Origin of the sequence: Microbispora sp. NPDC049125 (assembly GCF_040802045.1) — a bacterium.
GTDB lineage: Bacteria > Actinomycetota > Actinomycetes > Streptosporangiales > Streptosporangiaceae > Microbispora.
This window is the reverse complement of record NZ_JBEZDW010000006.1, coordinates 149,649-176,407: the sequence shown is the minus strand read 5'-3', so window position 1 is coordinate 176,407 and position 26,759 is coordinate 149,649. Positions and strand designations below refer to the sequence as shown.

Annotated in this window: 26 protein-coding genes, 1 tRNA gene and 1 pseudogene; 11 read left to right on the top strand and 17 right to left on the bottom strand. The window is 68.1% G+C overall.

The genetic code is table 11. The annotated features are described in order from the left end of the window. The first annotated feature begins 94 nt into the window (after nt 1–94). On the top strand, nt 95–1,351 hold the full coding sequence (locus AB0B72_RS09945) for an endo-1,4-beta-xylanase (protein WP_367738225.1): 1,257 nt from the start codon (nt 95–97) through the stop codon (nt 1,349–1,351). A 104-nt stretch (nt 1,352–1,455) separates the two neighbouring features. Here the strand turns inward: AB0B72_RS09945 and AB0B72_RS09940 are convergent, their stop codons facing one another. Then, complete coding sequence (locus AB0B72_RS09940) at nt 1,456–1,890, bottom strand: nitroreductase/quinone reductase family protein (RefSeq protein WP_367738224.1); 435 nt, start codon at nt 1,888–1,890, stop codon at nt 1,456–1,458. A 555-nt stretch (nt 1,891–2,445) separates the two neighbouring features. Here AB0B72_RS09940 and AB0B72_RS09935 point away from each other — a divergent pair. The 5 genes from AB0B72_RS09935 (at nt 2,446) to AB0B72_RS09915 (ending at nt 6,909) form a co-directional block, all read left to right on the top strand. Next, a complete protein-coding gene (locus AB0B72_RS09935; RefSeq protein ID WP_367738223.1) occupies nt 2,446–2,985 on the top strand; it encodes a hypothetical protein in 540 nt (179 codons plus the stop codon). 442 nt (nt 2,986–3,427) lie between these two features. After that, the gene (locus AB0B72_RS09930) at nt 3,428–3,898 is read left to right on the top strand and encodes a DinB family protein (protein ID WP_367738222.1); all 471 of its coding nucleotides are present in this window, start codon (nt 3,428–3,430) and stop codon (nt 3,896–3,898) included. 163 nt (nt 3,899–4,061) lie between these two features. Further along, nucleotides 4,062–5,213 carry a hypothetical protein gene (locus AB0B72_RS09925; protein WP_367738221.1) on the top strand — a complete coding sequence of 384 codons (1,152 nt, stop codon included), beginning with the start codon at nt 4,062–4,064 and terminating at the stop codon, nt 5,211–5,213. 335 nt (nt 5,214–5,548) lie between these two features. Continuing rightward, on the top strand, nt 5,549–6,181 hold the full coding sequence (locus AB0B72_RS09920; protein WP_367738220.1) for a hypothetical protein: 633 nt from the start codon (nt 5,549–5,551) through the stop codon (nt 6,179–6,181). 527 nt (nt 6,182–6,708) lie between these two features. Further along, complete coding sequence (locus AB0B72_RS09915) at nt 6,709–6,909, top strand: alpha/beta hydrolase (protein ID WP_367738371.1); 201 nt, start codon at nt 6,709–6,711, stop codon at nt 6,907–6,909. A gap of 27 nt (nt 6,910–6,936) precedes the next feature. Here AB0B72_RS09915 and AB0B72_RS09910 read toward each other — a convergent pair whose 3' ends face one another. The 4 genes from AB0B72_RS09910 to AB0B72_RS09895 all read right to left on the bottom strand — a co-directional run bounded on the left by AB0B72_RS09910 (nt 6,937) and on the right by AB0B72_RS09895 (nt 12,243). Next, nucleotides 6,937–8,208: a serine hydrolase domain-containing protein gene (locus AB0B72_RS09910; protein WP_367738219.1), complete on the bottom strand. Its 1,272-nt coding sequence runs from the start codon at nt 8,206–8,208 to the stop codon at nt 6,937–6,939. 524 nt (nt 8,209–8,732) lie between these two features. Further along, on the bottom strand, nt 8,733–9,095 hold the full coding sequence (locus AB0B72_RS09905) for a hypothetical protein (RefSeq protein ID WP_367738218.1): 363 nt from the start codon (nt 9,093–9,095) through the stop codon (nt 8,733–8,735). A gap of 304 nt (nt 9,096–9,399) precedes the next feature. Next, nucleotides 9,400–10,671 carry an ISAs1 family transposase gene (locus tag AB0B72_RS09900; RefSeq protein WP_367738217.1) on the bottom strand — a complete coding sequence of 424 codons (1,272 nt, stop codon included), beginning with the start codon at nt 10,669–10,671 and terminating at the stop codon, nt 9,400–9,402. A gap of 693 nt (nt 10,672–11,364) precedes the next feature. Beyond that, nucleotides 11,365–12,243, bottom strand: a complete 879-nt coding sequence (locus AB0B72_RS09895; protein WP_367738216.1) for an SDR family NAD(P)-dependent oxidoreductase — start codon at nt 12,241–12,243, stop codon at nt 11,365–11,367. Between the two features lie 265 nt (nt 12,244–12,508). On the opposite strand from AB0B72_RS09895, the gene AB0B72_RS09890 reads away from it, so the two are divergent. Next, nucleotides 12,509–12,907 (top strand): ArsR/SmtB family transcription factor, encoded by a 399-nt coding sequence (locus AB0B72_RS09890; protein WP_367738215.1) that lies wholly within the window; start codon nt 12,509–12,511, stop codon nt 12,905–12,907. A 241-nt stretch (nt 12,908–13,148) separates the two neighbouring features. Here AB0B72_RS09890 and AB0B72_RS09885 read toward each other — a convergent pair. Continuing rightward, nucleotides 13,149–14,655: pseudogene (locus AB0B72_RS09885) on the bottom strand (ISL3 family transposase). Nucleotides 14,656–14,799: 144 nt separating this feature from the next. Here AB0B72_RS09885 and AB0B72_RS09880 point away from each other — a divergent pair. Next, nucleotides 14,800–14,925: a hypothetical protein gene (locus AB0B72_RS09880; protein ID WP_367738214.1), complete on the top strand. Its 126-nt coding sequence runs from the start codon at nt 14,800–14,802 to the stop codon at nt 14,923–14,925. 74 nt (nt 14,926–14,999) lie between these two features. On the opposite strand, the gene AB0B72_RS09875 is transcribed toward AB0B72_RS09880, so the two are convergent. From AB0B72_RS09875 to AB0B72_RS09860, 4 genes are all read right to left on the bottom strand, one after another. Then, nucleotides 15,000–15,075, bottom strand: a tRNA-Thr gene (locus tag AB0B72_RS09875). Nucleotides 15,076–15,125: 50 nt separating this feature from the next. Continuing rightward, nucleotides 15,126–16,082, bottom strand: a complete 957-nt coding sequence (gene rlmB, locus AB0B72_RS09870) for a 23S rRNA (guanosine(2251)-2'-O)-methyltransferase RlmB (RefSeq protein ID WP_367738213.1) — start codon at nt 16,080–16,082, stop codon at nt 15,126–15,128. A gap of 22 nt (nt 16,083–16,104) precedes the next feature. Then, nucleotides 16,105–17,499, bottom strand: coding sequence for a cysteine--tRNA ligase (cysS, locus tag AB0B72_RS09865; RefSeq protein ID WP_367738212.1), 1,395 nt, complete (start codon nt 17,497–17,499; stop codon nt 16,105–16,107). 127 nt (nt 17,500–17,626) lie between these two features. Beyond that, a complete protein-coding gene (locus tag AB0B72_RS09860) occupies nt 17,627–18,088 on the bottom strand; it encodes a PPOX class F420-dependent oxidoreductase (protein WP_367738211.1) in 462 nt (153 codons plus the stop codon). Between the two features lie 73 nt (nt 18,089–18,161). Here AB0B72_RS09860 and AB0B72_RS09855 point away from each other — a divergent pair, with 73 nt between their 5' ends. Further along, nucleotides 18,162–20,090: a DUF2637 domain-containing protein gene (locus AB0B72_RS09855; RefSeq protein ID WP_367738210.1), complete on the top strand. Its 1,929-nt coding sequence runs from the start codon at nt 18,162–18,164 to the stop codon at nt 20,088–20,090. Between the two features lie 154 nt (nt 20,091–20,244). On the opposite strand, the gene AB0B72_RS09850 is transcribed toward AB0B72_RS09855, so the two are convergent. The 3 genes from AB0B72_RS09850 to AB0B72_RS09840 form a co-directional block, all read right to left on the bottom strand. After that, nucleotides 20,245–20,514, bottom strand: a complete 270-nt coding sequence (locus tag AB0B72_RS09850; RefSeq protein ID WP_367738209.1) for a GlsB/YeaQ/YmgE family stress response membrane protein — start codon at nt 20,512–20,514, stop codon at nt 20,245–20,247. A gap of 193 nt (nt 20,515–20,707) precedes the next feature. Beyond that, a complete protein-coding gene (ispF, locus tag AB0B72_RS09845; protein WP_367738208.1) occupies nt 20,708–21,166 on the bottom strand; it encodes a 2-C-methyl-D-erythritol 2,4-cyclodiphosphate synthase in 459 nt (152 codons plus the stop codon). Between the two features lie 17 nt (nt 21,167–21,183). Continuing rightward, nucleotides 21,184–21,666: a CarD family transcriptional regulator gene (locus AB0B72_RS09840; protein WP_012887713.1), complete on the bottom strand. Its 483-nt coding sequence runs from the start codon at nt 21,664–21,666 to the stop codon at nt 21,184–21,186. 263 nt (nt 21,667–21,929) lie between these two features. On the opposite strand from AB0B72_RS09840, the gene AB0B72_RS09835 reads away from it, so the two are divergent. After that, nucleotides 21,930–22,571, top strand: coding sequence for a copper chaperone PCu(A)C (locus tag AB0B72_RS09835; RefSeq protein WP_367738207.1), 642 nt, complete (start codon nt 21,930–21,932; stop codon nt 22,569–22,571). 98 nt (nt 22,572–22,669) lie between these two features. Here the strand turns inward: AB0B72_RS09835 and AB0B72_RS09830 are convergent, their stop codons facing one another. Then, on the bottom strand, nt 22,670–23,359 hold the full coding sequence (locus AB0B72_RS09830; protein WP_367738206.1) for a response regulator: 690 nt from the start codon (nt 23,357–23,359) through the stop codon (nt 22,670–22,672). Further along, on the bottom strand, nt 23,356–24,465 hold the full coding sequence (locus tag AB0B72_RS09825; protein WP_367738370.1) for a sensor histidine kinase: 1,110 nt from the start codon (nt 24,463–24,465) through the stop codon (nt 23,356–23,358). The genes AB0B72_RS09830 and AB0B72_RS09825 overlap by 4 nt, the downstream gene beginning before the upstream one ends. Nucleotides 24,466–24,649: 184 nt before the next feature. On the opposite strand from AB0B72_RS09825, the gene phoU reads away from it, so the two are divergent. Then, on the top strand, nt 24,650–25,309 hold the full coding sequence (gene phoU, locus AB0B72_RS09820; protein ID WP_367738205.1) for a phosphate signaling complex protein PhoU: 660 nt from the start codon (nt 24,650–24,652) through the stop codon (nt 25,307–25,309). 170 nt (nt 25,310–25,479) lie between these two features. On the opposite strand, the gene AB0B72_RS09815 is transcribed toward phoU, so the two are convergent. Next, the gene (locus AB0B72_RS09815) at nt 25,480–26,223 is read right to left on the bottom strand and encodes a phosphoglyceromutase (RefSeq protein WP_367738204.1); all 744 of its coding nucleotides are present in this window, start codon (nt 26,221–26,223) and stop codon (nt 25,480–25,482) included. Between the two features lie 50 nt (nt 26,224–26,273). Next, the gene (locus tag AB0B72_RS09810; protein ID WP_367738203.1) at nt 26,274–26,759 is read right to left on the bottom strand and encodes a YbjN domain-containing protein; all 486 of its coding nucleotides are present in this window, start codon (nt 26,757–26,759) and stop codon (nt 26,274–26,276) included.

Here is a 26,759-nt window from a genome sequence, read left to right as displayed (position 1 = left end):
CCGCCGCGGGACCGCCGTGCGGTCACGAAATGACGGCGTCCCCGGCGGCTGTCTCCCGGCATCTGCCGGGACAGGTCCCGTCACAATGGCGGGCATGACGTCACACCCCTCCACCCCCGATCCGTCCCTCAAGCACCGAATCGCCGACGCCACGCTCACCATCACGGCGGGCGGAGCGCCCCTCGCCGGACGGGAGGTGGTCGTCGCACAGCGCGACCACCGTTTCCTGTTCGGCTGCACCGGCGGCGACCTCGTCCCGCCGAGGGCGGACGGAGGCGGCTCGCCCGACGATCCCGCCGTCCCCCAGGACGAACGGCTCGCCGGCCGCTTCCTCGACCTGTTCAACTTCACCACGCTGCCCTTCTACTGGGGCTGGTTCGAGCCCGAGCGTGGCAAGCCGGAGACCGAGCGGACGCTGAAGCTCGCGCACTGGTTCCGGGACCGGGGGCTCCTGGTGAAGGGTCACCCGCTGGCCTGGCACACCGTGAGCGCCGACTGGCTGATGGACCTGCCGAACGACGAGATCGCCCGCGAGCAGGTCGCCCGGATCAAGCGCGAGATGACCGACTTCGCCGGGGTCATCGACATGTGGGACGTCATCAACGAGGTCGTCATCATGCCGATCTTCGACAAGTACGACAACGGCATCACCCGGATCTGCCGGGAGATGGGCCGCATCCCGATGATCAGGATGGTCTTCGAGGCGGCGCGGGAGGCCGACCCGACGGCGACGCTGCTGCTGAACGACTTCGACATGTCGGCCGCGTACGAGTGCCTGATCGAGGGCGTCCTCGAGGCGGGCATCCGGATCGACGCGCTCGGGCTGCAGAGCCACATGCACCAGGGCTACTGGGGGGAGGAGAAGACCCTCGCCGTGATCGACCGCTTCGCCCGGTACGGGCTGCCCATCCACTTCACCGAGACGACGATCGTGTCCGGGCACCTCATGCCGGAGGAGATCGTCGACCTGAACGACTACCAGATCCCCGAATGGCCGTCGACGACGGAGGGCGAGGCCCGGCAGGCCGACGAGATCTCCCGCCACTACCGGACGCTGCTGTCGCACCCGGCCGTGGAGGCGTCCACCTACTGGGGCTTCCAGGACGGAGGGTGGCTCGGCGCCCCGGGCGGCTTCGTCCGTGCCGACGGCACGCCGAAACCGGCGTACGAAGCGCTGCACTCACTGATCAAGGGCGAGTGGTGGCTCCCGCCCACGACGCTGGTCACCGACGACGACGGCCGCGTCCGGTTCAGCGGGTTCCTCGGCGACTACGAGGTGTCCGCGGCCGGGAGGTCGGCGGCCTTCACGCTGGGCACGGCGGGCGAGGCCGCCGCCGAGGCGACCCTGTAACCGCTGTCACCCTTACCCGATGTGGACGCCGTGGCGAGCCCCGCCTGGGGCGCGGGCCGCCACCGTCATGGGCTGAGACCCCAGTCTTCAGCGATCGAGCCTCTCTAGTTGATCCGGAAGACGGGAAAGCCCGGAGCGATCGCCTGCACCTGTTCCTCGGACGCGCTCGCGTCGACTCCCTCGAAGAACCTTCCGACCTCCCAGCCCCAGCGCTTCAGGTACGCCCGGAGAATGGCCGGCTTCTCGTCGTCGGACAGTTCGGTGGCGGTGAACGTTTCGATGCGGCGGCCCACGTGCAGTTCGCCGGTTCCGGCGACACGCAGGTTGCGGACCCACTGGGTGATGCCTCGGGGTGCGACCAGGTAGCGGGAGCCGTTCAGGGTCAGCAGGTTCACCGGCGTGGTGCGCCATTCGCCGCTGGACCGGCCGCGGACGTACAGGATGCGGGAGCCCCAGAAGCTGATCCCGAGCCGGGTCAGCCCCGCAACCGTACGGTTGAACAGGTGATCCATGCTGGTCGGTTCGATGTAGCGGGTCATCGCAGGCTCCTCATCAGATGGTTCCGAGAGCACTGCTCTCGCTTGACGACAAGCATGCTCGGAGATCTACTCACAGTCAAGAGCGGTGCTCTCTGATTTGTGCGCCGATCTCACCGGCCATGGCCCGCCGGAGTGCCCCAGACCTTCGGCGTCCCGGGTTGACGTCCTGCGGGCTGGAGCGTGGGGAGGCGCGGCCGGTTTGGGGGCCATATCGCTTCCCCGGAGACCAAGGACTTCACAGGCCGAGAACTTCGGCGAACGACCACGTGAACTCATGCTTGACGCCCAGCCAGTCGGCCATCATGTGAACCACTGAAGTGGCTGCGTATTGACGGGGTCATGGCCGATAGCCCTATCGACGGTAAAAAGCCGATTCCGCCAGCGGACCGGCGTGTTGTTCGGAGAGTGCTGCGCATTTCGCGCGTCCCGACACACCGAGGCCGAGAGGTCCTGCCTGGATTAGGCCACAGGCAGATAACAGGCCCACCAGCTGTCAGCCTCTGGGGTAATGTGCCTGTCTTGTCACAGTAAACACCTCTCCCTCAGGAACCTCACATGTATGAAAATTCACCGTCGCCTAAGGACGGTCTCGTTCCCGGGATCATCGTCGGCCTCGTCGTCGCCGTCCTTGGAGCGGGCCTCTATGCGGCGTTCATCGACGTCACCGGATACGAACTCAGCATCGCCACCATCGGTATCGGCGTCCTCGTCGGCCTGGCCATCATGGCCTTCAAACCGACCAGCCCGGTCCTTCCCGCGATCGCGGGCATTTACTCGTTCGCGGGTGCCGTTCTCGGCACCATCGCGGGAGATGTGGCTTTGCTCGTCAAGACCGCAGAAGAGCAGGGCGCCACGTTGAGCTACGGGGACGCCTTCACGCTGCTCAGCAATCATTTCAGCGAGATCGTCGACTTCAAGAGCGTGATCATCTGGGTTGTCGGTGCGGCCTTCGGCTTCTCGTTCGTGAACAAGCGCGTCAAGGCGGCCCAGCAGAGCGCCGCACCGGCGCAGGCCACCTCAGCCCCGGGCGTCGAGGGCGCCTCCGAAGGAGTGCCCACGCTCGCGGAGCCCCCCGCCCCGGACCGCAGCGCCTGACACGGTCCGGCAAGGAGGAAAGTCACCCGATCGGCGGTGTCATCGCGGCGCGCGGTCTGTGCCTGCTGAGCCGCGGTCACCAACTCGATCGAGCGGCCCATGACCTGGGTGTACCGACCACAGAGGTTGCGTACCGGATGTTCTCGTAAATGGGTGAGGGCCTTCGGGTTCGGTGTGGATGGCGACATCTGCACCAAGACCCGGAAGGCCCTCATGCCGCACCGTAATGCGCCGCCGACCGAGCTGGGACGTTGAAGCGCTCCGGCTCACGCCCCGCCGATCCCACCCTCTCCATGGCCGTCGTCAGCGACCGCGTCAGCACGATCACCTATCGCGGATGCTCTGCAGGGCGAGGAAGCTCTGCAGGGCGAGGAAGACGGACACCGTCATAGCACGGCCGAGCCGTAAGGTTGCGACCATGCTCGAATCGCAACGCGAACGTGTGCCGCTCAACGACGGCGGCGAGCTGGACACGGCATTGGCTTTTCTGTCGTTCGCCCGGTCCTGTGTGCTGAAAAAGGTCGACGGCTTGGACGAGGAGCAGTTGCGGCGACGTCTGGTCGTGTCGGACACGACGCTGCTGGGGCTGGTTCAGCACCTGACCGACGCCGAGCGCTACTGGTTCGGGTACACGCTGGCTGGCGATTCGCGGTACGCCGATGTCGACTTCGGCATGCTTGTCGCACCGGACCGGGGCGCGGATCAGGTCATCGCCGGCTACCGGGCGGCCATCGCCGAGAGCGACGCGCACATCCGTGCGGCCGACGGCCTCGACGTCCGCACCTCACACCCCGTGACCGACGAGCCCCTTACGCTTCGCTGGGTGCTCGCCCACATGACCAGCGAAACCGTCCGGCACGCCGGTCACGCCGACATCCTGCGAGAACTCATCGACGGCGTGACCGGCCGTTGATCGGTCCTGGAGGTCTCATGGGCTCTGGAATGCTCACCGTCCCTGAGGACCACGGCTCAGCGGCGTCTCCCCCGCTCAGATGGTGGTTGCGGATCGGTGGAGGGTCATCCTTTAAGGCGGTGCGCCTTCCCTCCGCAGCGTTCCACCCGAAGGAGACGACGACGTGGCCGGTTGGTCGGCAATGGCAGGTACGCACCAGTTCGTCGTGCCTGATGACACTCAGGCCAAGGCGCTGGGGCAAGCGTTGGCAGCTCATGGGTTCGCCCGAGTCACTGCACGGCCGTCGCCTCAAGGCGGCTGGAGGATAACCGCCTTCGACGAGGGACCGTATCCTGTCGATCACATGGGCCACCGCATGATCGAAGCAGTTGGCCGTGCCGCTGCCGCCATTGCCCGGCAACACGGTGGATACCCCGAAGGCGGAAGCCGCTGCGACGTCAGCATGCTGCCCCTTCTCCGCGACGCCGATGCTCCGATCGTCTGCACCAACCCGGGCGCACGCCCCCCGATCCCCGCCATCACGGTCGTTACCGCGCCACCACCAGCTCCCCTGGCGTTGACCCCTGACACCGCCCAGGACGTGCCCATCGACCTGTCCGGGCTGGACGACATCCCATGGGCCGACCTGGAACACGCCCACGGTTCCGCCGAGGACATCCCCGAACTCCTGCGTGCACTGGCAGACCCGTTCGGTGACTGGGACCAAACCCTCGACGAACTGTTCGGCGACGACCTGCTCCACCAGGGATCCTGCTATTCGGCTACCGCGCCCGCGTTGCCGTTCCTCTCCCGAATGATCACCTCCGGGGCCCTGCCTGCCAAGCAGCGACTCGACCTCTACGTGTGGCTGCTCATCGCGGCCGGCCGATGGGCCGACAGCCTGCTCGAGGACGCCGATCGTGCCGTGGCCCAGGACCGCCGGCCTGAACCCGCGGCATGGACCGAGCTTGTCAACCTCGCCGTCGGCGAGCAACTGCCGGCCCTGCTGTCTCGTTGGGAAACCGAGCCTTCCGCGGTGAGATTCGTGCTGGCCTGCCTGGCCGGGCTGTATCCCCATCATGGACGGCAGCTCAGCGACCGGATCACCCTCATGGCGCAGGAGTTCCACCGCACTCAACCAGGCGCGTACTTACTGCTGGCCGAAGCGCTCGTTCACGCCGACGACGACCGGGCGCGTGTTGCCGCGGCGGACATCGTCGCCTGGGAAACCCACCATGACCCCGGTTGGCTGGACGCCGCCGGCGTCACCATCGCGGTCAAAGCAGGCCATGTCCTCGCCGAAGGAGCACTTCGCGCCCTCAGCACCGTCGAATGACGCGATCGTCCGACGCCTTGGGTTAACGGTTTTCAAGAGCACTACGTCTATCTCGTGCCCTCTGCGTTGATCGCAAGGGCCTTTGACCCTGGAGCCGCCTTGGCGAATCGAATCCCAGACCTTCTGTATACAAGGTTCCCAAACGATCTCCAGCGGGGTTCAAGTCAGTTCACGGCACTGCTCGGCGCCACCGTGACTGTTCAGACCCGTACGGCCCGATCCGGCATCGTCCATTCCGGTGGCTCCCACAATGGCTTCGCCACAGTCGCCTGATCTGCCCCTATCTCTCGATCTGCGGATTGGAGCACGAAGATCTGCTTTGGAATGATGGCCGTGTGGTCACGCTGACGCCGGTCATTGAGGTCTGCCCGTTCGAGGTTCCTAGCCTGTGGCCGATCGCAGACCTTGATGGCCATGTCCCTCTTTCCGATCGTCTGGCTCCAGGTGAGGTCGGGACGCTCATGCACGTGATCACGGTCTATAACCTCGGGCCATCAGAAGGGTGGCGCGAAGGGGCTACCCCCGCCGATCTCGCCGAAGAGCTTCTGAGTATGGACGGACTCATTGCCCCCGGAGGGCTCCAGGTGCACGACAGCGCCGTCCGCCTTACGATCAGTCCGTCGTGTTGCGCGGGGCTTGAGGACTGGAGAGGGTGGACGGCGCTGCTCCAGGGTGATCAACCGTTTCTGGGGCACGACCCATCCCCTTGGGTGGAGATCCTCGGCGACAAGTTCCGGGTCTGGCCGGACGACAGACCGGAGCAACTGGCCCAAGACCGCTGCATCGATATTCCGGCAAATGCGATTCCGAGTTTGCTCCAGGTCGTCCAACGTGACCTGCTCGGTTTCATGCGTGCGGCGGAGATATGGGCTCTGGAGGTCGTCCCTCAGCACGCGCCGGCCCTGGTGGAGCGCCTCGACGAATACTTCGATATCCGCTCGGCGCTGAGGATCTCCCCGGAAGACTGATCACGTCCACAGCCGGAGGAATAAGTGTCGAATGAGAAGTGGAGGATACTTCTCCGGCTCTCCAGGGCTTTGACCTGCTGAGCCAGGCGTCCGAGATTAGCCGAGATCATCCCGTGCATATCCCGCAAACCTACCGATCGGCTGCCTGATGTCTGGCTCGCTTCCGTAGCCGACGTTCGTACTGGCCCGAATACGACCTCTGTCCATAGCTGTCCATCCCGAACGCAAGGCCCTGTTCACGAGGGGTTCGTCGGCGCCGAGATTCTCTCGACGTCTACGCCCGTCCAGGGCTGTTGTCAGCATCGGCGTTAGCAAGATCTGAATCCATCGATACGACGATCAACTCCGCTATTCCGATGGCAAGTGGCTACGGACCGCAGGGCCGGCAAGCCCGAGGACCGGAAGCCGCGCGGCAGACGCTTTTCAGTCCCGACCACATCTGGATGTACTCCGACCCTGGATGCAGTCACCGGCAGAAAGCATTCGAGCAAATACCGAGAAGGGCGTACGTTTAACGGCACTCACCGATACCCCCGGCCGGGTTCTCCTCGTATCGCTTCCCTGCCTGCGCCCCGACACGCCTCGCCGCCCAGTTGTGCACCGGTGTGCTGCTGACGCTGAACGGCGAGGGGCGCGGCGCGTACGGTCAGAACGCCTGCATCGGCAACGCGGTCAACGGCTACCTCCTCGACGGGAAGGTGCCGCCCGGCCGCACGCGCTGCGGCTGATCGATGCGGCTGATCGATGCGGCGGGGTCAGAGGCCGTAGGACGGGAACAGGTCGGTCGTCGGCCAGGAGGTCACCGAGTTGGCCGCCGTGTGCATCAGGTCATCGAGTGTGGCGTCGTACTCCAGGCCCGAGGAGTCGTCGCGCTGGTCGAACAGCACCACCCAGCTCAGGTCGTCGTACCGCCGGACCATGAGCGTGGTGGTGCCGGCGATCGACCCGTTGTGCCAGGTGCTACGTCCGCCGTTGACGGCGCGGACCATCCAGCCCATGCCGTAGTACGGGCTGTCCCAGGCGGTATTGGGCGGCGGGGCGAACATCGCGTCGAGGCTCGCCTGGGTGAGCAGGCCGGGGCTGTCGAAGATCGTGGTGAACCTCGCCATGTCGACGGCCGTGGAGAGCCAGGCGCCGTGCGCGGCCATGTTCTCGAGGTTGAACACCCCGTACGGCGCCGGCACCGGCGGCGTCGACGCGTCGGTGTTGTACAGCACGGTCGTCCCGCTGTACTGCGAGTAGTAGGGGACCTCCGAGGGCTGCTGCAGGCTCTGCGCCGTGCGGCCCTGCACCATCCGGGTGATCTTCACGGGGGAGAGCACGGACTGCTGGACGTAGGTCGCGTACGGGAGACCGGTGACCTTCTCGATGACCTTGCCGAGCAGCAGGTAGCCGTAGTTCGAGTAGGCGAACTCGCTCCCCGGGTAGAAGTCCAGCGTGCGCCTCGAGGTGTAGTTCATGATGTTCGCCTGCGTCACGGGCAGCGCCACTCCGAGCGTGTTCGCGATGTCGAAGTCCGAGAACATCGGGTCGGGCAGGGCGTAGGGCGTCTCCGGGGTCCAGACCTTCCAGCCGCCCCGGTGCTGCAGCAGGTTGAGCACGGTGACCTTACCGAGACGGGAGTCGGCGGCCGTGCTGAGCCCCAGCATCGGCGCCACCTTGGCCGACAGGCTGAGCCTGCCGTCCTGGACGAGCTTCATGATGGCGGTGGCGGTGACCGGCTTGCTGAGGCTGGCCAGGCGGAACAGCGACGTCGGCTGGGCCAGGACCGGGCCCGACGTGTAGTTGTATCCCTGCGCGAACACCAGCTTGCCCTGCCGTACCACAGCGAGCGAACCGTACGGAATTTTCCGGTCCTGCATGTAGCCGCGCAGATAGCCGTCGAAGGGCGACGACGAACTCGAGCCGGTGACCGTCCAGGTGAGAGGACTGTCGGCCGCGATCGCCGGGCGAGCGGGCAGTGCGGGCAGTGCGGCGGCTCCCACGGTGCCCGCGAGCAGGCGTAGCGAGTCCCTGCGAGTCAGCATTACTCGATCCCCATCTTCGTTGGATGACTATGGATGGCTAGTTGGATGGCTATAAGAGTGAAGATCCCGCTTGGATGTGACATCCGCGTTTGATCGGGGGCACGGTGGCGCGGCCGGACGGCCGGCGGCTTCCGGCGGCCGGGAATGCCGTGAGGCCGCCCGGAGCGCAGTCCAGCAGGCGGGCCTGCTCGCGGAGCCGCTCGGCGATCGTGGCGATGTTCACGCGAATCCGAGTGGGACTGTCGGCACGGCTGGCGGTCCAGTAATAAGGTCCTCACCTCGCCCGAGGAGTAGACGGCGGGCCCCAGCGGTGATCGTCACGGCCTCAGCCCGCGGGGCCCGCCTCCGTCGGTGCGGCGTACGGGGGGACACCTGCGCGGTGAGCTCGCGCACGCGATCGTCCGCCGCGTTCACCGCGGCCCATGTGAGCCGCAGTGTCCGGCCCCGCACCTCGAATGGGCGACGGCCGGACGCCGGTGGCGACCTGAAAGGCCGTCCTCGATAAGCATCGAACTGAATCCGTACTAGTAGTAGATGTACAGCCAGTACAGATACTGCTCGGTGAACGGAAAATAGGCATAGCGGCACTGGTACGGGTAACCCTCGCGCTGATATTGCTGGCCGGCATCCACGCAGTCATATTTGGCGGCATAAAGGCTTCCGGTGAATTTCCATGCGCCCGCGGCGCCTTGAGCGGTCCGGACCTGACGGTTCTGATGACTCGTCGTCTTCACCGCCGCGACCTCGGTACCGGACTGCGCGGTGCCGGGTGCGGTGGCGATGGACCGACGATCCTGAGCGTGGGCGGGAGCCGTCGCGATGGCCGTGGTGGTCATGACGGTGCCGGAGATGAGAAGCGCCGCGACTGCGGCGGAGACCTTCTTCAACGTCCCCCCTAAGGGCGGTGAGGTGACGCACGAGCCGATTGCCGTGCCGCACATTCGACGGCCGTGCAGGCGACGTTCGGACACGATCCCGGTGTGACGTGCGTCATACCGCGTCCTTCACACGCGCGGGATGTCAGCGGCCCACCGGTAGTCCTCGGCGGCCATCATGCCGATCCGCCGCGCTCCCTGAGAGGCGGAGCCGGCCCCGGAGTTGAGGAACCGGCGGACAACCGTTATCGAGGAGAAACGGACAAATTCTGCCCCAGGCGCAGGGCCTCGGCAAAGTCGGTTGAGCTTCGTTTGATCAGGTGATCCCGAGAATGGCGAGGGGTCGTGTGGCGTCTCGGGCGAGGCGGCGGATGGCTTTGGCGATGTTGTTGGTGCCGGTCAGGCGCAGAGCGCTGATGGCGAGGTTTCGCAGGGTGGCCATGGCGCGGGGTGCGTTGCCGGTGCGGACTTGGGAGTGGTCTTCGCCGTAGGTGACGTCGCGGACCCAGTGCAGCTTGTTCTCGATGGTCCGGTGGCTGCGGATCCAGGTGGCCAGATCGGCGGGGCCGGCCTGGAAGACGGGCAGGCTGGTGATGGCGTAGACGGTGACGGTCCGCCACTTACGTCCTGCCGCGATGCCTCGGACCTGGCGTTTGACCTGGATCGCTTGAACAGCGTGGGGGAACCGCAGCCCGGCTGTCACACTGACGACCTTCAGCGTGCGTCGTTCCTCACGGCCGTGAGCACGGTCGTTGCTGCGGTGATGGATGTGGACCTGGCGCCATGGCAGCTTGGTGAGGTGGCGGTGCAGCGAGGGCTGGTTCCTCTTCACGATCAGCAGGTAGTGCGCGTCCTTCTCCGTGACGAGAAACTCGGCGTGATCGCGCTGGGTATGGAGGGCGTCTGCGGTGATCAGACATCCGGCCAAATCCACGCCCTGCAGGAGAGGGCGGAACCGGGTGATCTCATTGGTCTTGTCGTCGACGTCGGTCTGCGCCAGCACGATGGCGGTGGCGTGGTCGACCGCGGCCAGCAGGTGCACCGCATCGCCGTCGCCGTCGCCGTGCCCGTCACGGGCACGATGCCGGCGGGCGCCGCGCAAGGTCTTACCGTCCACGGCGATCGCTTGGCGAGGTCGCCGACCGCTGGGCTTGTCCTGGGGAGCGCGTGTGCGTGAGCGGTCGATGATCCACGCCGAGATGGCCGCGTCCAACGCGTCGGCGTCCACCACGGTCAGCGCCCGCCGCACGGTGGCCTCGTGCGGCGGGCGGTATCTGCCGGTCAAGGCGTCGCGGCGGACTCCGGGCAGGGCGAGGACCTGCTGCGGAGCATCGGCCGCCCACTCGGCGACGGCTGTGAACGATCGTGCTCCGGCCACCACCGCCACAGCGGCGATGGCTAGCAACGAGCACCACGCATGCCGGATCCCTCGACGATCGCGAGGATCGGGCACCGAGGCCAGGTGATCGAGCAGGCTCACACCGTCGGCCGACTCCACCAGCGACGGATCCACCGGCAGATCGACGAGTTGGCTCAGGGCAGGGGTGATCGGCAATGATGACGGGGCAGGCACGGTCTTCCTGATCATTTGGCGTCGAGAACCTCATGATCGCCCAGATCGTGCCTGTCCGCATGTCGGCAACCGGTCGCCTCCCGCCTACGGCAACCCTCACCAAGCCGAGCCCTAACCGAACATAACGTCACTATGCCGAGGCCCTGTTAGGTGTGGGGAGGCTGATCGTTGTCTCTCACATCTCGGAGAGCCCGATGTCGATGCAGGCAGGTTACGGCAAGCCGCGCAATCGAGCGTTGGCTCTGGGAGCCTTCCTGGTGGCCGGTGTGGGCGTGAGGATCCTGGGGCGACGCAAGGAGGGCCTGTCTCCTGGGCTGGGCGGGATGGTGGGCGGCCCGAGGGCGCGCAGGAAGCGCGCCCGGGCCCCTGTGGCCGCCCGCCGGCGAGCTCGCTGCCTGCCTGCACCCGCTCTCCGGCGGCCGCGGCCCGCGCCTCGCGGCCCTCGGCGTCAACCCGCTCGACGCGCCGCCCGGCACGGAACATCTGGACCGCGCGCCCGGCCCGGGCCCGGAACACCTGCGCACCGCTCGCCCATCGGGACGGAACACTCGTGCAGCGCGAGCGCTGGAGGGCGGAACACCTCGACCGCGCGCCCGGAACGGTCGAGTACAGGGCCCGCCGCGGTAAGGCGGTCGCCTGCCCTGGCGGAACACCGCCCACCGTGCCGAACGCCGCAGCCGGTGGCGGCGCTGTGCTTCTGTTCGCGGGTCAGATGCTGCGGTGGTTGCGCACAGCGGATTCGAGCTGAGACAGCTGGGGCCCGAGCGCGGCGTCGACGGCGAGCGGATCACTGGCGTGCAGCCGCTGCATGGCTCGCCGGGTGGACAGGCTGGTGTTGATCTCGTGCTCGCCGCGGCCAAGCGCGTCGAGCAGGTCGGTCACCACCTCTTCGACCGGGCGGCGGCCGAAACCCAGGTCCTCCCCCGCGGCCGAGCTGTCCATCATCGCCGTGGCTGTGGCCCCGGGGTACCAGGTGGCGACGTGCACGCCGGCGCCGTGAAGCTCCCGGCGCAGCGCGTGACCAAACGCGGCCAGGCCCGCCTTGGTCGCTGCGTAGGTCGCGTAAAAGGGCAGCGGGAGCAGTGCCATGCCGCTGGCGATACCCAGCACGATGCTGTCGCGCCGCCGACCGAGGCCGCCCAGGTCGGCGGAGCGCTCGGATTGGGCGGCCGCGCGCAGATCGGGCAGCAAGGCGCGCGTGAGCAGGATCGGCGCGGTCAAGTTGAGACCCACCATCGCCGACACATCCGCTACATCGCACTCTTCGAGTCGGCCCGCGCGCACGTTGCCGGCATTGTTGATCAATAAATCGACCTTGCCCAGCACCGTGCGCGCAGTGTCGGCGACCTTTTCCTCGGCCCCCTCGGCGGTGATGTCGGCGGCCAGCACTTCGGCTGCGCCGCCGGCCCGCGCCACCGCCGAGGCGGTCTCCCGCAACGCCTGCTCGCGGCGCCCCACCAGCAGCAACCGGGCGCCGCGCCGGCCGAACTGTTCGGCCAGCGCGCGGCCGATCCCACTCCCCGCCCCGGTGATCACGCCAAACCGGTCGGCCATGTCAATGGGCAGCGGTGTTTCGGTCTGGGTCATCTGCGCTCCTCCTTGGCATTGTGCGGGCTCGTTTTCACTTCTGGTCGGAGCCCGGGAAAACGTCAGCTAGTCGCCGGCTACGGCCGCTGCCTGGCACACCGCGAATCGGGATCAGTAACCCGCCCCGTCGGCCACCTGATAGGCGACCGCCGCCGGCGGCGTGCAGGCGGCTGAGCAACAGCAGCCCCCCAGCCGTCACATGTTCGGGTAGCCAGAACATAGCATATGTTCGGACTATGCGAACATGTTGGGTTACCATGACGGTGTGGCAAGCCGAACAGCAACTGATCTTGTGCATCCCGATCGAGAGGAACTGGTCTTTGCTCGCGTCATGGGGGCGCTCAGTGATCCGGTGCGCCTCGGTGTGGTCGCTCGCCTGGCAGAGGCCGGACCCGATGGCGAGCTGGCGTGCGGGACCATTACCACGCCGGTGAGCAAGTCCACCCAGAGCGCTCATTTCAAGATCCTCCGAGAGGCCGGGGTGATACATCAGCGAGACCAGGGAACCCGGCGCCTGAACCGGCTACGCCGAGACGACCTCGACGCTCGCTTCCCGGGCCTGCTTGACCTCGCCATCGCACATGGACGCGACGTGCTCGCCGGGTGGGCGTGCCAGCCATACCCGACCGAAAAAACCGGTCCGGTTCACAACAGCCAAAGATGACGTAAGTCGACCCGTTAATGCGCGGTCTTAACGGGAGCCTCGTTGCTGTTCTTACCGCTGGACGCTTATCCCGATCGACCGCTTCGCCGACTAGAAGCCGTGTTACTCGGTAGCACTGATCAAGCTCCAGGACCTGTCACCGCTGTGCCAGACGCTGATCAGCTCGGGACGTCCAGGACGTTTCACGGGAGTGTCAAGAAAAGGGGTCTGTCCCGTAATCAGTGGTGGCGCTCAGTGATGTTCAGTGCAGGAGAATGCGGTGGCGCAGGAGGTCGAACCCAGCGCGGCCATGCATTTGCCGCATGATTCTCTTCGTTCGAGTGTTGACGCCTTCGGTTCGGCCGTTGTGATGGGGCAAGGTGAGGCCGGCGTTCACGGCCTCGCGGTCGAGTTCGAGCCCGTTGGCGAAGCCGTGCAGGTGGGGCAGGTTGGCGGCCCGGGCGTCGGCGAGCCAGGCGGCGAGCTTGGTGTCGTTTCCTGCGGCCGGGGACAGGAGTTCGGCGAAGTCACGGACCAGGCGGGCGAGGTCGGCCAGTTCGGGGCAGGCACCCACGAGTTCCTGCAGCAACGTGGTATCGGCCTCGCGCAGCCTGCCGGGGCGGGTGAGCAGGAGCCGAGCCAGACGGCGTGGTGTGACCACGGGCCGATCGCCCTCGGCCCGGCCTTGAGTGAGGTAGCGGTAGAGCAGGTTGAGGCTGCCCGTGTACCCGAGTTCGGTGATCTCGCGGAACAGCTGGAGGACCGGGACGGCCGGGTCGGCGGCGCGCCGCTGGCGCAGATGATCGCGGGAAGGATCGACGAGGGTGGGCCGGTAGCGCGGAGCGCGGCGCAGGGCCTCCGGCTCACGGGTCCGGGCATAGCGCTTGACGGTATTGAGGGACAGATTGAGACGGCGTGCGCACTCCAGCAGGCCAACGCCCGCTTCCCGCAGGTCGTGGATCTGCTGCCAGCGCTCTCGGGTGGTCTGCTCCCGCACGCCGGCGGGCCGGGCCGGGTTGACCGTGGCCCAGCAGGAGCTGTGAGAGCGGACCTCGGCGAGGGTCTTGTCGCACAGGTTCTTCCACAGGTGCCACCTGTCGCTGACCTGTACCGCGTCGGGCAACGCCCTGCGGATCGCCTCGCCGTATGCACCCGACCCGTCCCGGCAGACGATCTCCACGCCGGGGTGGGCACGCAGCCACGCCTCAAGGGCGTCGGCGCCACGGCCGGGGAGAACGTCGATGCGCTGGCCGGTGTCGGCGTCAGTCAGGATGGTGGCGTATCGGTGGCGGCGCTTGAGAGCAAAGTCATCGACCCCGAGCACTCGCGGGACCCGCGATGGCGGCAGCGGCAACCGCATGAGCAGCCGCAGTGCAGTGGACCTCGACACCGCGACGTCCAGCGCCTGGGACAGACGAGCGCCCGCCCGGCCCGCGAGCTCGCTGACCACCGCTCCCAGCTGGCCGGTGAGCCTGGTGGTGCGCCGCTGGTAGCGCTCCAGCAGTCCCGGCACCTGTTCCCGGAACGTCTGCCGTGGGCACCCCAGCGCCGGGCAGACCAGGCGCCGTGCTCTCACCGACACCACCACTTTTCGCCCATCGACCGGGAGGTCCGTGACCGTCCCGGCCGCAAAAGCCGTGCACACGCGCCGTCGGGCCTCCGCACACCGGGCACGGCACAGGCTCATCCCGAGTGCGGGCCATGACCCGAATGAGGTCGTCCTCGTCTTCCACGTCCTCGATGACCAGGTCAGACAGCCCCGAGAACACCACACTCACCAGATCGTTGATCTTCGGCACGCCTCAGACTGGCAGGCGATCACTCAGCGCCACCACCGATTACGGGACAGACCCCTTATTTTCGTACAGTCCCCCTGCGCCTCGCTCCTGGCCGCTCTCGACGTTCATCCTCGCGTGGCGATGCGCATCCTCCGCCATTCACAGATCTCGTTGACGATGAACGTCTATACGCAGATCCCGTCATCCGCCACCCGGAAGGCGCTCGACCGGCTGAGCCAGAGCCTCGACGGTGGCGACTGAGGACGTTGCTGTTCTCGGCTGCTGTACGGAGATCGAAAAGGCCCCCTGCGATGATCGCAAGGGGCCTTTGACCTTGGAGCCGCCTTGGGGAATCGAACCCCAGACCTTCTGTTTACAAGACAGATGCTCTGCCGATTGAGCTAAGGCGGCCTATCTGTGAGCAAGTTTAGTGGCCCGGGGGCCGTACCGTCACGGCGGAATCACCGGCGGCGTTGACGGGCGACCTCGTAGAGCGCGATCCCCGCGGCGACGCCCGCGTTGAGCGACTCGGCGGCGGCGTTCATCGGGATGCGGGCGATCTGGTCGCATGTCTCCCGCACGAGGCGCGACAGGCCCTTGCCCTCCGAGCCGACGACCACGACGAGCGGCTCGGTGGCCAACTCGATGTCGCCGACGTCCACCGAGGCGGTGCCGTCCAGGCCGATCACGAACAGGCCGTCCTCACGGTACGCCTGGAGCGCCTGGGTGAGGTTGGTCGCCCTCGCCACCGGGAGGGTGGCCAGCGTGCCCGCCGAGGTCTTCCACGCGCCCGCGTTGACACCGGCCGAGCGGCGCGACGGCACGAGGAGCCCATGGGCGCCGAACGCGGTCGCCGAACGGGCGATGGCCCCGAGATTGCGCGCGTCGGTCACCCCGTCGAGCGCGACGATCAGAGGAACCTCCGCGGCGTCCCGCGCCCGCTCCACGAGCTGCTCCGGGTGCGCGTAGTCGTACGGGGGGACCTGCAGGCCGATGCCCTGGTGATTGCTGCTCTCGGTGAGCCGGTCGAGCCGTTCACGGCTCACCTCCAGCAGCGCGATGCCACGGTCGGCCGCCATCTTGATGGCTTCCTTGACCCGGTCGTCGCTGTCGATCCGATGCGCGACGTACACGGCCGTCGCCGGCACACCGGCCCGCAGAGCCTCGACGACGGGATTGCGCCCGCCGATGACCTCGGGAGCGTCCTCCTTGCGCGTACGGCTCGGCGCACGCGCGGGACGCCCACCGGAGGCACTCTCGCGCTCGATGCGCTCCGCACGTGCCTTGTCCTTGTACCAGTGCCGCATGTGCGCGGGTGGCGTCGCCCCCCGGCCCTCCAGGGAGCGCTTGACCTTGCCACCGGTACCCCTGGTGGGGCCCTGCTTCTTCGACGGCTTCCCTGAAGCCTTACCCGCCATGGTCTCTAGCGTAGAGGCACGCCTACCGTGCCAGCTCCCAACGCGGGCCCTGCGGGGTGTCCTCGACCATCACGCCGGCCGCGGCGAGCTGCTCGCGGATGGCGTCGGCGGCAGCGTAGTCCTTGCGGAGGCGGGCCGCCTGCCGCTGCTCCAGCGCCACGGCGACCAGAGCGTCCACCACCTCGCGTAGGCCCGAGTCGCCGGTCTGCCGCCACTGCTCCGACCTCGGGTCGAGGCCGAGCACGTCGAGCATGTTCTGCGTCTCGGCGAGCAGCCGGGCGACCTGCTCCTTGTTGCCCTGGGCCAGCGCCACGTTGCCCTCGCGGACCACCTCGTGGATCACGGCGAGCGCCTGGGAGACGTTGAGATCGTCGTCCAGCGCGTCCACGAACGCCTGCGGCAGCGGGGCCGCCGCGTCCACGTCGTGGATCACCTCGGCCGCCCGCGTGACGAAGCCCTCGATCCGCCGGTAGCCGGCGGCGGCCTCCTGGAGCGCCTCGTCGGAGTAGTCGATCGCCGAACGGTAGTGGGCGGCGACCAGGTAGTAACGCAGCTCGACCGGCCGGACCTTCTGCAGCATGTCGGGGATCAGCAGCGAGTTCCCCAGGGACTTGCTCATCTTCTCGCCGCCGAGCTGGAGCATGCCGTTGTGCAGCCAGTAGCGCGCGAAGCCGTCGCCCGCCGCCTGCGACTGGGCGATCTCGTTCTCGTGGTGCGGGAAGATCAGGTCGACGCCGCCGCCGTGGATGTCGAAGGTGCCGCCGAGATATTTGGTGGCCATCGCCGAGCACTCCAGGTGCCAGCCGGGACGGCCGCGGCCCCAGGGCGTCGGCCACGTCGGCTCGCCCGGCTTGGCGCCCTTCCACAGGGCGAAGTCGCGCGGGTCACGCTTGAGCGAGTCGGTGTCGGTGTCGCCCGCCGCCCGCATGTTCTCCAGCCGCTGGTTGGAGAGCTTGCCGTACCGGTCGGCGTAGGAGACGACGTCGAAGTAGACGTCGCCGCCGGCGGCGTAGGCGTGTCCCTTGTCCATCAGCCGCCGCATCAGCTCGACCATCTCCGGCACGTGGCCCATGGCCCGCGGCTCGACGGTCGGCGGCAGGCAGCCCAGCTGGTCGTACGCCCAGGTGAAGGCACGCTGGTTGCGCTCGGCGACGACGAACCAGGGGACGCCCTCGGTGGCGGCGACCTTGATGATCTTGTCGTCGAGGTCGGTGACGTTGCGGCAGAACGTGACGTCGTAGCCCTCTCGCGTCAGCCATCGGCGGAGGACGTCGAAGTTCAGCCCGGACCTGATGTGGCCGATGTGCGGCGGAGCCTGGACGGTGGCGCCACACAGGTACATCGAGACCCGGCCGGGCTCGACCGGTACGAATTCACGGACCGTACGCGTACTGGTGTCGTAGAGGTGCAGGCTCACGACGCAAGGCTAACGCCTAACGGCACAGCACAGGCCTCATTGGGTGCCGGTGAGGACGTCGGCGCGCCATTCCCCGCCACCAGACGACACATACGACACATATGTCCGGCTTAAACGCTGAAAGCACTCAGTAGACAAGCACCTTTGCCGGAGTAATGCGCACGATCACACGCTCGCTGTCCGGGTTCGGCTCCTTCCACGTCTCGCCCGTGTACTTCACCGACAGCTCCCGAATGAGCGTGCCCTCGGGGTCGTCCTCCATCGTGACAGTGCCCCGGACCTCGATGTACCGGTACGGGTCGGACGGATCGATCACGACGATCGTCACACGGGGATCCCTCACCATGTTCCGGTGCTTGCGGCGGCCCTTGAGGGTCGAGAACACGATGTCGTCACCGTCGGTCCTCACCCAGACGACCGAGGCCTGCGGGGCACCGTCGGGGTTGATGCTCGCGATTGTGGCGAAGTTCGTCCCGTCGAAGAGATCACGCACGGCGTCCGGCAGCATCGGTTCCTCCTTGGCGCGGCTTATGTACCAGCCGATGATGCCATCCCGGCGCCTTGCGCAGATCATCGCGTCCGCCGGCACGGCTGATCCGGTACGGCACTCGCGCCGCGGCGACGATCGATTCGGCGGGCCGATTCTGTAGGCTCGAAACGCCATGGACGTGACTCCCCCCGGCGCGGCAGGCACGGCCTCCCGCCCGTCCCGATCTACGCCACCCGGAATCCCACTGATACTGCGCCGCCTCGCGATCGGCCTCGCCGGTCTCGCTCTAGCGGTGCTGGCCGGCGTGGCCTGCGCTCTCTCATTCGACGACCTGCGCTCCCTGGCCATCGCCGGGGGCGCGAAGCCTCGTCTCGCCTACATGTACCCGACGGCGTTCGACGTCCTTCTGGTCGTCGCGCTTTTCAGCGTGCCGCTGCTGCGCGGCGGGCGCCTCGCGGCCCGCCTGCAGGCGGGCTTCGTGCTGCTCCTGATGCTGGCGTCGGTCGCCGCCGCCACCGTCGTGACGGCCACGCGCACGGTGATCGACCCCCAGCGGACGGCGGTCACCGTGGCCCTGCTTCCCTGGGTGCTGCTGGTCATCGGGCTCTGGCTGTTACTGATCCTCATGAAACACGCCAGGGCGGGGCGCGCCGACCTCGACGACGACGGCGATGACGACGAGCTCGTGCCCTTCAGGGGCGAGCGGCAACGCGGCCGTCACGAGGCGCAGGAGCCCACGGCGCCCTATCGGGCGGTCGCAGAAAGGCCCGCCGCCCACGCCGAGCACACCATGCCGCACCCGCACCCCCAGCCCCACCCCGTGCCCGCGGAGCACACCCTGCACTCCGTGCCGCCCCTGCTCGCGTTGCCGGAGGCGGTCGCGCCGCCCGACTACGTGCCGCCACCGCCGGTGAGCCCGGTCGCCGAGACCGTCGCCCCGCCCGAGTACGCCCCGCCCCTGCCGGTCATGCAGCCGGAGCACACGTCGCCACTGGAGACGCATACGGCCGGCAGGCCCGGCGACGAGGACACGGAGCCGGAACACCCCAGGCCGGAGAGCGCCGAGTGGGACAGCGGCGGATTCGAAGGTCCCGGCCATGACAGCGCCTGGTCGAAGAGCTCTGGGGCGGAGGAGCCTCGGCCCGAGGAAGCGGGCGACGACCGATCCCCCCACCAGCCCGTTCCCGCCCCTCACACCCCTCCTCCGGCTCCTGCGGTGTCATCGACGGACGAGACCGCCGACCACCCGGCCATGCCTCTCGTGCCGCCTACAGCGGCTCCCCGAACGCCCCCCATCCCCGATCCACCGTCGGCACCCGAGTCGAGCCAGGCCGTCACGCCCGCACCGGCTGGCGTACCCGAATACGGCACGGCTTCAGAATCCGTCGCCGCGGCCGAACCGGCCACGACACCTGAAACGCACCGTATGACGGAACCGGCCGCGACACCTGAGCCGTCCGGTACGGCGGAGCCGGTGGAGGCCGCGACCACGGGCCCCGGCTCGCCCGAGCCCACAGATACGCCGCCCGCTCCCCGGCGGCTGAAGCGGGACCGGCCCGTCCGCTGGGGCGATCTCGTACGGCCCCACGCGGGCGATGTGCTCGTGCACCCCCGTCCGTCATCCCCCGGCCGGCAGGCACCCGACCAGACACCCGAACAAGCGCCGGGCCAGCCATCGGGTCAGGCACCGGCGCAGGCACCGGGCCGCACACCGGCACCGGAAGGAGCCGCGGCCTCGCCACCCGATGACCTGGTGGGCGAAGCGGCGGCCGACCCCATCGCGCACCCCGTGGCCGAGCCGGTGAACCCCCCGGCGGACACCCCATTGGAGCGCGAGCAGGTCACCCGCGTCGCACCTCGGAGCCTGACGGAGCCGGAGCCGGATGAAGCGGGGATCGACACCCAGCCGCTCCGCCAGATCCACGACGCCCCCGACCCGGCGCACGCCGCCGATCTCGCCGAGCACGAGGAGCAGCACAGGAACCGGCGCAAGCCCTACGAGCCCGAGGGCGGGTCCGCGGAGGACGGGGAGAGTGAAGGCGAGGTGCCCCTCGCACCACCTTCCGGCCGCATGCGCAGCACCCCCCGTCCACCCGCCTGACCGCACCACCACCCCGGCCGGTCTCCGGCTGGATCCAGGCGGGAAGTACGAGGGCCAACGGGAACGACGAAGGGCCCGTCCGGTACGCGACCGGACGGGCCCTTCGTGGTTCTCCAGCGGGGGGCGGCGTTCCAGGGCTCACCCCCACCGGGTGTTACACGCGCGACCGACCGCGGATGCCGGCGACGATGCCGACGCCTACGACCGCCAGCACCAGCTGCATGACCAGTTCGATCCAGTCGATGCCCTTCGTGGTCTCCACGCCCATGACCTGAGCGAGAGCGGTGCCGATCAGCGCGGCGACGATGCCGACGACGATCGTGAGGATCCAGCCGATCGGCTGGCGGCCCGGCAGGAGCAGGCGGCCCAGGGCGCCGACGACCGCACCGATGACGATGGCACCAAGAATGGACTCGATTGTCATATCGACCTCCCGTTGAGGGTGACCCTTTCACTCTCGGAGGGTGAGTTACCCCATGGGAGGGAAATATGCGTCCAGCAAACAAAAAAGAGGGCGACGGCTCTTCTCCGCGCCAGGTTCGGAGCCGTCGCCCGCCGTACTAGTACGACGCCGCGCGCACCATTCCGGTTGGCATGTCCCGATTGGAGCGGATACTTCAGGCTGGGAAGACGATGGCGGTCGCGATGGCCGCGACGCCCTCGCCCCTGCCGGTGAGCCCGAGCCCATCGGTCGTCGTGGCGCTGACGCTCACGGGAGCCCCGGCGGCGGCCTCAAGGGCCTTCTGCGCCTCTGTACGGCGTGGTGCCATCTTGGGGCGGTTTCCAATGATCTGAACCGCCAGGTTGCCGATCTCGAAGCCGGCGGCCCGCACCCGTCGCGCCGTCTCCTCAAGGAGGACGGCCCCGGAGGCCCCGGCCCAGCGGGGGTCGTCGGTGCCGAACAGCCCGCCGATGTCACCCAGCCCGGCGGCGGACAACAGGGCGTCACAGCACGCGTGGGCCGCGGCGTCGCCGTCCGAGTGGCCCGCCAGCCCGGTCTCACCGGGCCAGTGCAGCCCGGCCAGGTTGAGCTCTCTGCCAGACGCGAAAGGGTGGACATCGACCCCGACGCCCACCCTTGGCGATACCGCGCTCAGGAGTTCAGAACCTCGTCGAGCAGGGCCTCGGCCTTGTCCTCGTTGGTCTTCTCGGCGAGAGCGAGCTCGCTGACCAGGATCTGCCGTGCCTTGGCCAGCATCCGCTTCTCACCGGCGGACAGCCCGCGCTCCTTGTCGCGACGCCACAGGTCGCGGACGACCTCGGCCACCTTGTTGACGTCGCCGGACGCCAGCTTCTCAAGGTTGGCCTTGTAGCGGCGGGACCAGTTGGTGGGCTCCTCCGTGTGCGGCATGCGCAACACGTCGAAAACGCGCTCAAGTCCTTCTTGGCCGACCACGTCGCGGACACCGACGAGCTCGGCATTATCTGCTGGTACCTGTACAGTGAGGTCGCCCTTGTCGACCTTCAGCACCAAGTAGGTTCTTTCCTCACCCTTGATGGTTCGGGTCGTGATGGCCTCGATCCGAGCAGCCCCATGGTGGGGGTAGACGACAGTGTCGCCGACCTGGAAAGTCATGTGACGAGTACCCCTTCCGCTGTACTCCAGAGTACCACGCGGTTCCGGCCTCCCGGAACAGTGAAAGGAACATAACTGCAGGTCAAAGCCTCGTTTTGGGACTTGACAACTGGTCGACCCTGTGGATCGCCACTACCGGCATAGGGGGTGACCTGCACCGCAGCGACTCCCCGCCGCGCCGGGGAGCGGCCACCGGACCGGACGGCCGCGCCGATAAGGTGAATGCTGCCCCATACACGTGCGTACCAAGGAGACTTCGAACCGTGACCAGCAGCAGCCGTCGCAGGGCGATCGCCGTTGCCGCGTTTCTCGCCGCCATCCCTGCCATGGCCGCGTGTGGCGCCGGTTTCGACGCCAATACCAACAAGCCGTACTCGCCGAACGAGGCCGGCGTGCTCGTCCAGAACAGCGGCTCCGCGATCAGCTACGGCAAGAACGGTGTGATGATCCCGCAGGCGTTCATCCTCGGGCCCGACTCCGGCAGCCAGATCGCCGCCGGAGGCTCGGCGCCGCTCTATCTGACGATCCTGAACAAGGCGGACACGGCCGACGCCCTCACGGGCATCACGACCAACCAGCAGCAGGCCGCTTCGGTCAAGGTGCCCGGCCCGATCCAGCTCACTCCCGGCACGTACGCCAAGACTCCCGGCGTCACCGTCGACGGAGTCAAGCAGGCGCTGCTGGGAGGCGAGACCCTGCAGCTCACGCTCCAGTTCAAGAACGCCGGCGACATCACGATCGCGGTGCCGGTGATCGCCCGCAGCCGGGAGTTCGCCACGCTGCCCGCCGCGACGCAGCCGGCGCCGACCCCCAGCACCCCGCTGACCGGCGCCTCCCCCAGCTCCCCGGTCGCCCCCGCGTCCAGCGCCGGGCCGTCCATGTCGCCGAGCCCTCAGACGTCCTGAGACGCGCTCGTGGGCACGGCGCCTCATGAGTTCCACGCGGAGAACCCCCGCTCGTACGACCGGCGCGTACGGGCGGGGGTTCTCTCACGTGCGGGGCGTCACTCCTCGGCGGGGTCGAACTTGTAGCCCAGACCGCGGACGGTGAGGATGCAGCGGGGGTTGGACGGGTCGGCCTCCACCTTCGCCCGCAGCCGCTTCACGTGGACGTCGAGGGTCTTGGTGTCGCCGACGTAGTCGGCCCCCCAGACGCGGTCGATGAGCTGGCCACGGGTCAGCACGCGGCCGGCGTTGCGCAGCAGCACCTCCAGCAGCTCGAACTCCTTCAGCGGGAGCTGCACCTGCAGTCCGCGCACGGCCACGATGTGGCGGTCCACGTCCATGCGCACCGGGCCGGCGGCGAGGATCGCCGACTCCAGCTCCTCGACGTCGCCCTGCCGCCGCAGGACGGCGCGGATGCGGGCCACCAGCTCCCGGGAGGAGAACGGCTTGGTCACGTAGTCGTCTGCCCCGAGCTCCAGGCCCACCACCTTGTCGATCTCACTGTCCTTGGCGGTCAGCATGATCACGGGCACCTTGGACCGCTGACGCAGCGAGCGGCACACCTCGGTCCCCGACAGGCCGGGAAGCATCAGGTCCAGCAGCACCAGGTCGGCGCCGTTGCGGTCGAAGGTGTCCAGAGCCTCAGGCCCGGTGGCCGCCACGGCGACCTCGAACCCCTCCTTCCGGAGCATGTACGACAGGGCGTCGGAGAACGACTCCTCATCCTCCACGACGAGTACCCGAGTCACTTAGCGGCCTCCATAGGAGTGGTTGTACGTGGCACTACGACCGCCTGACCGCCGAACGCGGGCAGGCGAAGGGTGAAGGTCGAGCCCGAGCCTTCCTTGCTCCACACCGTGACGTCGCCGCCGTGGACGGCGGCCACGTGCTTGACTATCGCGAGCCCCAGCCCGGTCCCGCCGGTGGCCCGCGACCGGGCGGCGTCCACCCGGAAGAACCGCTCGAAGATGCGCTCCTGGGCGTTCTCCGGGATGCCGATGCCCTGGTCGCTGACGCTGACCTCGACCGCGCTGCCGGCCGGGCGCGCGCTCACGACCACACGGGTGTGCTCGGGGCTGTAGGCGACCGCGTTGTCGATGAGGTTGCGCAGCGCGGTGACCAGCAGCTCGTCGTCGCCCCAGATCTTCAGGCCCTCGGTGCCGCCGGCGACGAGCGTGATGTCCTTTGCCGACGCCTTGGTGTTACACCGGTCGATCGCCTCGTGGACGGCCTCGTCGATCGGCACGGGAGCGGGCGCGGGGACCGGCTCGGCGCCCTGGATCCGGGACAAGGTGATCAGGTCCTGGACGAGGTACGTCAGGCGGGCGGCTTCATGCTGCATGCGGCCCGCGAAACGCGTCACCGCCTCCGGGTCGTCGGCCGCGTCCTGGATCGTCTCGGCGAGCAGGCTGAGCGCGCCCACCGGCGTCTTCAGCTCGTGGCTGACGTTCGCGACGAAATCCCTGCGCACGGCCTCCACCCGGCGGTGCTCCGTCTGGTCCTCCGCCAGGACGAGCACCTGACCGTGGGAGCCGAGAGGCGCCACCCGCACCGCGAACGTCGTCGACTCCTGGCCGAACTTGCGGCCGGCCATCTCGATCTCGCTTTCACGGATCTCGCCGTCCCTGCGCACCTTGCGAGCGATGGCGAGCAGCTCGGCCGGCACCAGCGAATCCCCGCGCACCAGACCGAAGGCGCGGGCCGCCGAGCTCGCGCGCAGCACCCTGTCCTCGCGGTCGAGCACTACCGCCGAGGACGGGAGGACCGCGAGGACCGAGGCCACTCCCGCCGGCAGGCTGTCATCCACAGGCTCCGGCATCGGCTTCCTGTCCCCCTGCCGACGTATGGTGAGCATGACGAAGGTGCCAAGGACGAATCCGCCCATCGCCGCCAGGCTCGCCAGCAACTCGTTCACACTTCGAATGCTAGGCGGGGTTTCGTGTCATCCCACCTGCGGGACCAGGCCGGACCGGGTCTTTCCGGAAAAGTTCATTCGGCGGTCGGAGTTCGTTCATGAATACGCGCGTAGCGTGGCCGCCATGCGCGACGCCTATCACAGTGAGTTGGAAGCCCTCACCGACCGTCTGGTGGAAATGACCCGCCTGGTGCGGTCGGCCATGTCGAGAGGCACCACCGCCCTCCTCGACGCCGACTTGCAACTCGCGGAGAGCGTGATCTCCCAGGACGCCGAAGTCGACCGGATCTACAACGAGGTCGAGGCCTCGATCTACGAGCTGATGGCCAGGCAGCAGCCCGTCGCCGTCGACCTGCGAACCGTTGTGACGGCATTGCGGATGGCCGCCGATCTGGAGCGCATGGGCGACCTCGCCGAGCACATCGCCAAGATCGCACGGATGCGGCACCCGGAGTCGGCGATCCCCGCCGAGCTGCGCGACACCATCGTGCAAATGGGCTCCATCGCCGAGAACCTGATCACCAAGACCGGCAGCTGCATCGCGTCACGCGACGTCGAGCTGGCCAAGGAGCTCGAAGACGACGACGACGAGATGGACCGGCTGCACCGGCGGCTGTTCCGGGTCCTGCTGTCCAAGGACTGGAGCCACGGCATCGAGGCCGCCATCGACATCACGCTGACCGGCCGCTACTACGAGCGCTACGCCGACCACGCCGTGCGCGTCGCCCGCGACGTCGTCTACCTGGTGACCGGCACCCGCGAAGAGGACGTCCCCGTCGTCTGACACAGCCGTCAGGGGCCGAGAAAGCCCCGGTCCTCGGGGGGCCGGGGCTTTCTGCTTTTAATGGCGCTCGCTCCGCTCGCGCGGGCTCGGAGCGCCCTTGAGGCCCTCGCGTGACCGTGCTCGCCGTACACCCCGGGGCTTGCCCGGGGTGGTCACGCCAAAAAGCGGGGTTACTTCTTGCCCTGGTTGGCGACGGCCTCGATGGCGGCAGCGGCGGCCTCGGGGTCGAGGTAGGCGGCCGGGCCGGCCGGGCGGAAGTCCGCGTCGAGCTCGTAGCGCAGCGGGATGCCGGTGGGGATGTTCAGCCCGGCGATGTCCGCGTCGCTGATGCCCTCCAGGTGCTTCACCAGGGCGCGCAGGGAGTTGCCGTGCGCCACCACCAGCACCGTGCGTCCGGCGGCCAGGTCCGGCACGATCTCGTCGTACCAGTACGGCAGCATCCGGTCGACGACGTCCTTCAGGCACTCCGTCCGCGGGAGAAGCTCGGCCGGGAGCAGGCCGTAGCGGTCGTCGCCGGCCTGGGAGAACTCGTCGTCGTCCGCGATGGGCGGCGGCGGCACGTCGTACGACCGGCGCCACAGCATGAACTGCTCGTCGCCGAACTCCGCGCGCGTCTGCGCCTTGTCCTTGCCCTGCAGCGCGCCGTAGTGACGCTCGTTGAGCCGCCAGGAGCGCCGCACCGGCAGCCAGAGCAGGTCGGCCGCCTCAAGCGCGAGGTTGGCCGTCTTGATCGCCCGGGTCAGCACCGAGGTGTGCACCACGTCGGGCCGGATACCCGCCTCGTGGAGCAGCTCCCCGCCCCGCCTGGCCTCCTGTTCGCCGGTCGGCGAAAGGGTCACGTCCACCCATCCGGTGAACAGGCCCTTGACATTCCACTCGCTCTCGCCGTGCCTCAGCAGCACCAAAGTCGCCATGCGGGCAATCCTAACGGCGAACCCTTGCGCCCACCTTTACCAGCGGATGTCTACGAATCGACGACTCGGGCGAAGGGCCGCAGGTTGGCCAGCGACTCGCCCCGCTTGACCCGCCACTCCCACTCGCGCCGGATGGAGGAGGCGAACCCGAGCTCCAGGGCCCGGTCGAACGACTCGTCCGAGTAGGTGAGCACGCAGCCCAGCACCCGGTCGATCTCGTCCTCGGTGACCGCGTCGAGCGGCAGCCGCCCGACGAGGTGGACGTCGCCGACGGGGTCGACGGCGAAGTGAACGCCGTACATCGAGCCGTTCTTGAGCAGCAGCCACTTGTAGAACTCGGCGTGGTTCTCGTCGGGCTGGCGGCAGAAGAACGCCTCGACGTTCAGCGCCTGGTCGCCGATGACGAGCCACGTGAGCGTGGCGAGCTTGTGCTGCCCGGGCAGCTTCACCAGGAACGCCCCCGGCTTGGGCCGCTCGTAGGACAGCTCGGCGGACTCCAGCGCTGACTGGATCACGCCTTCCAGGTCGGCTCTCAT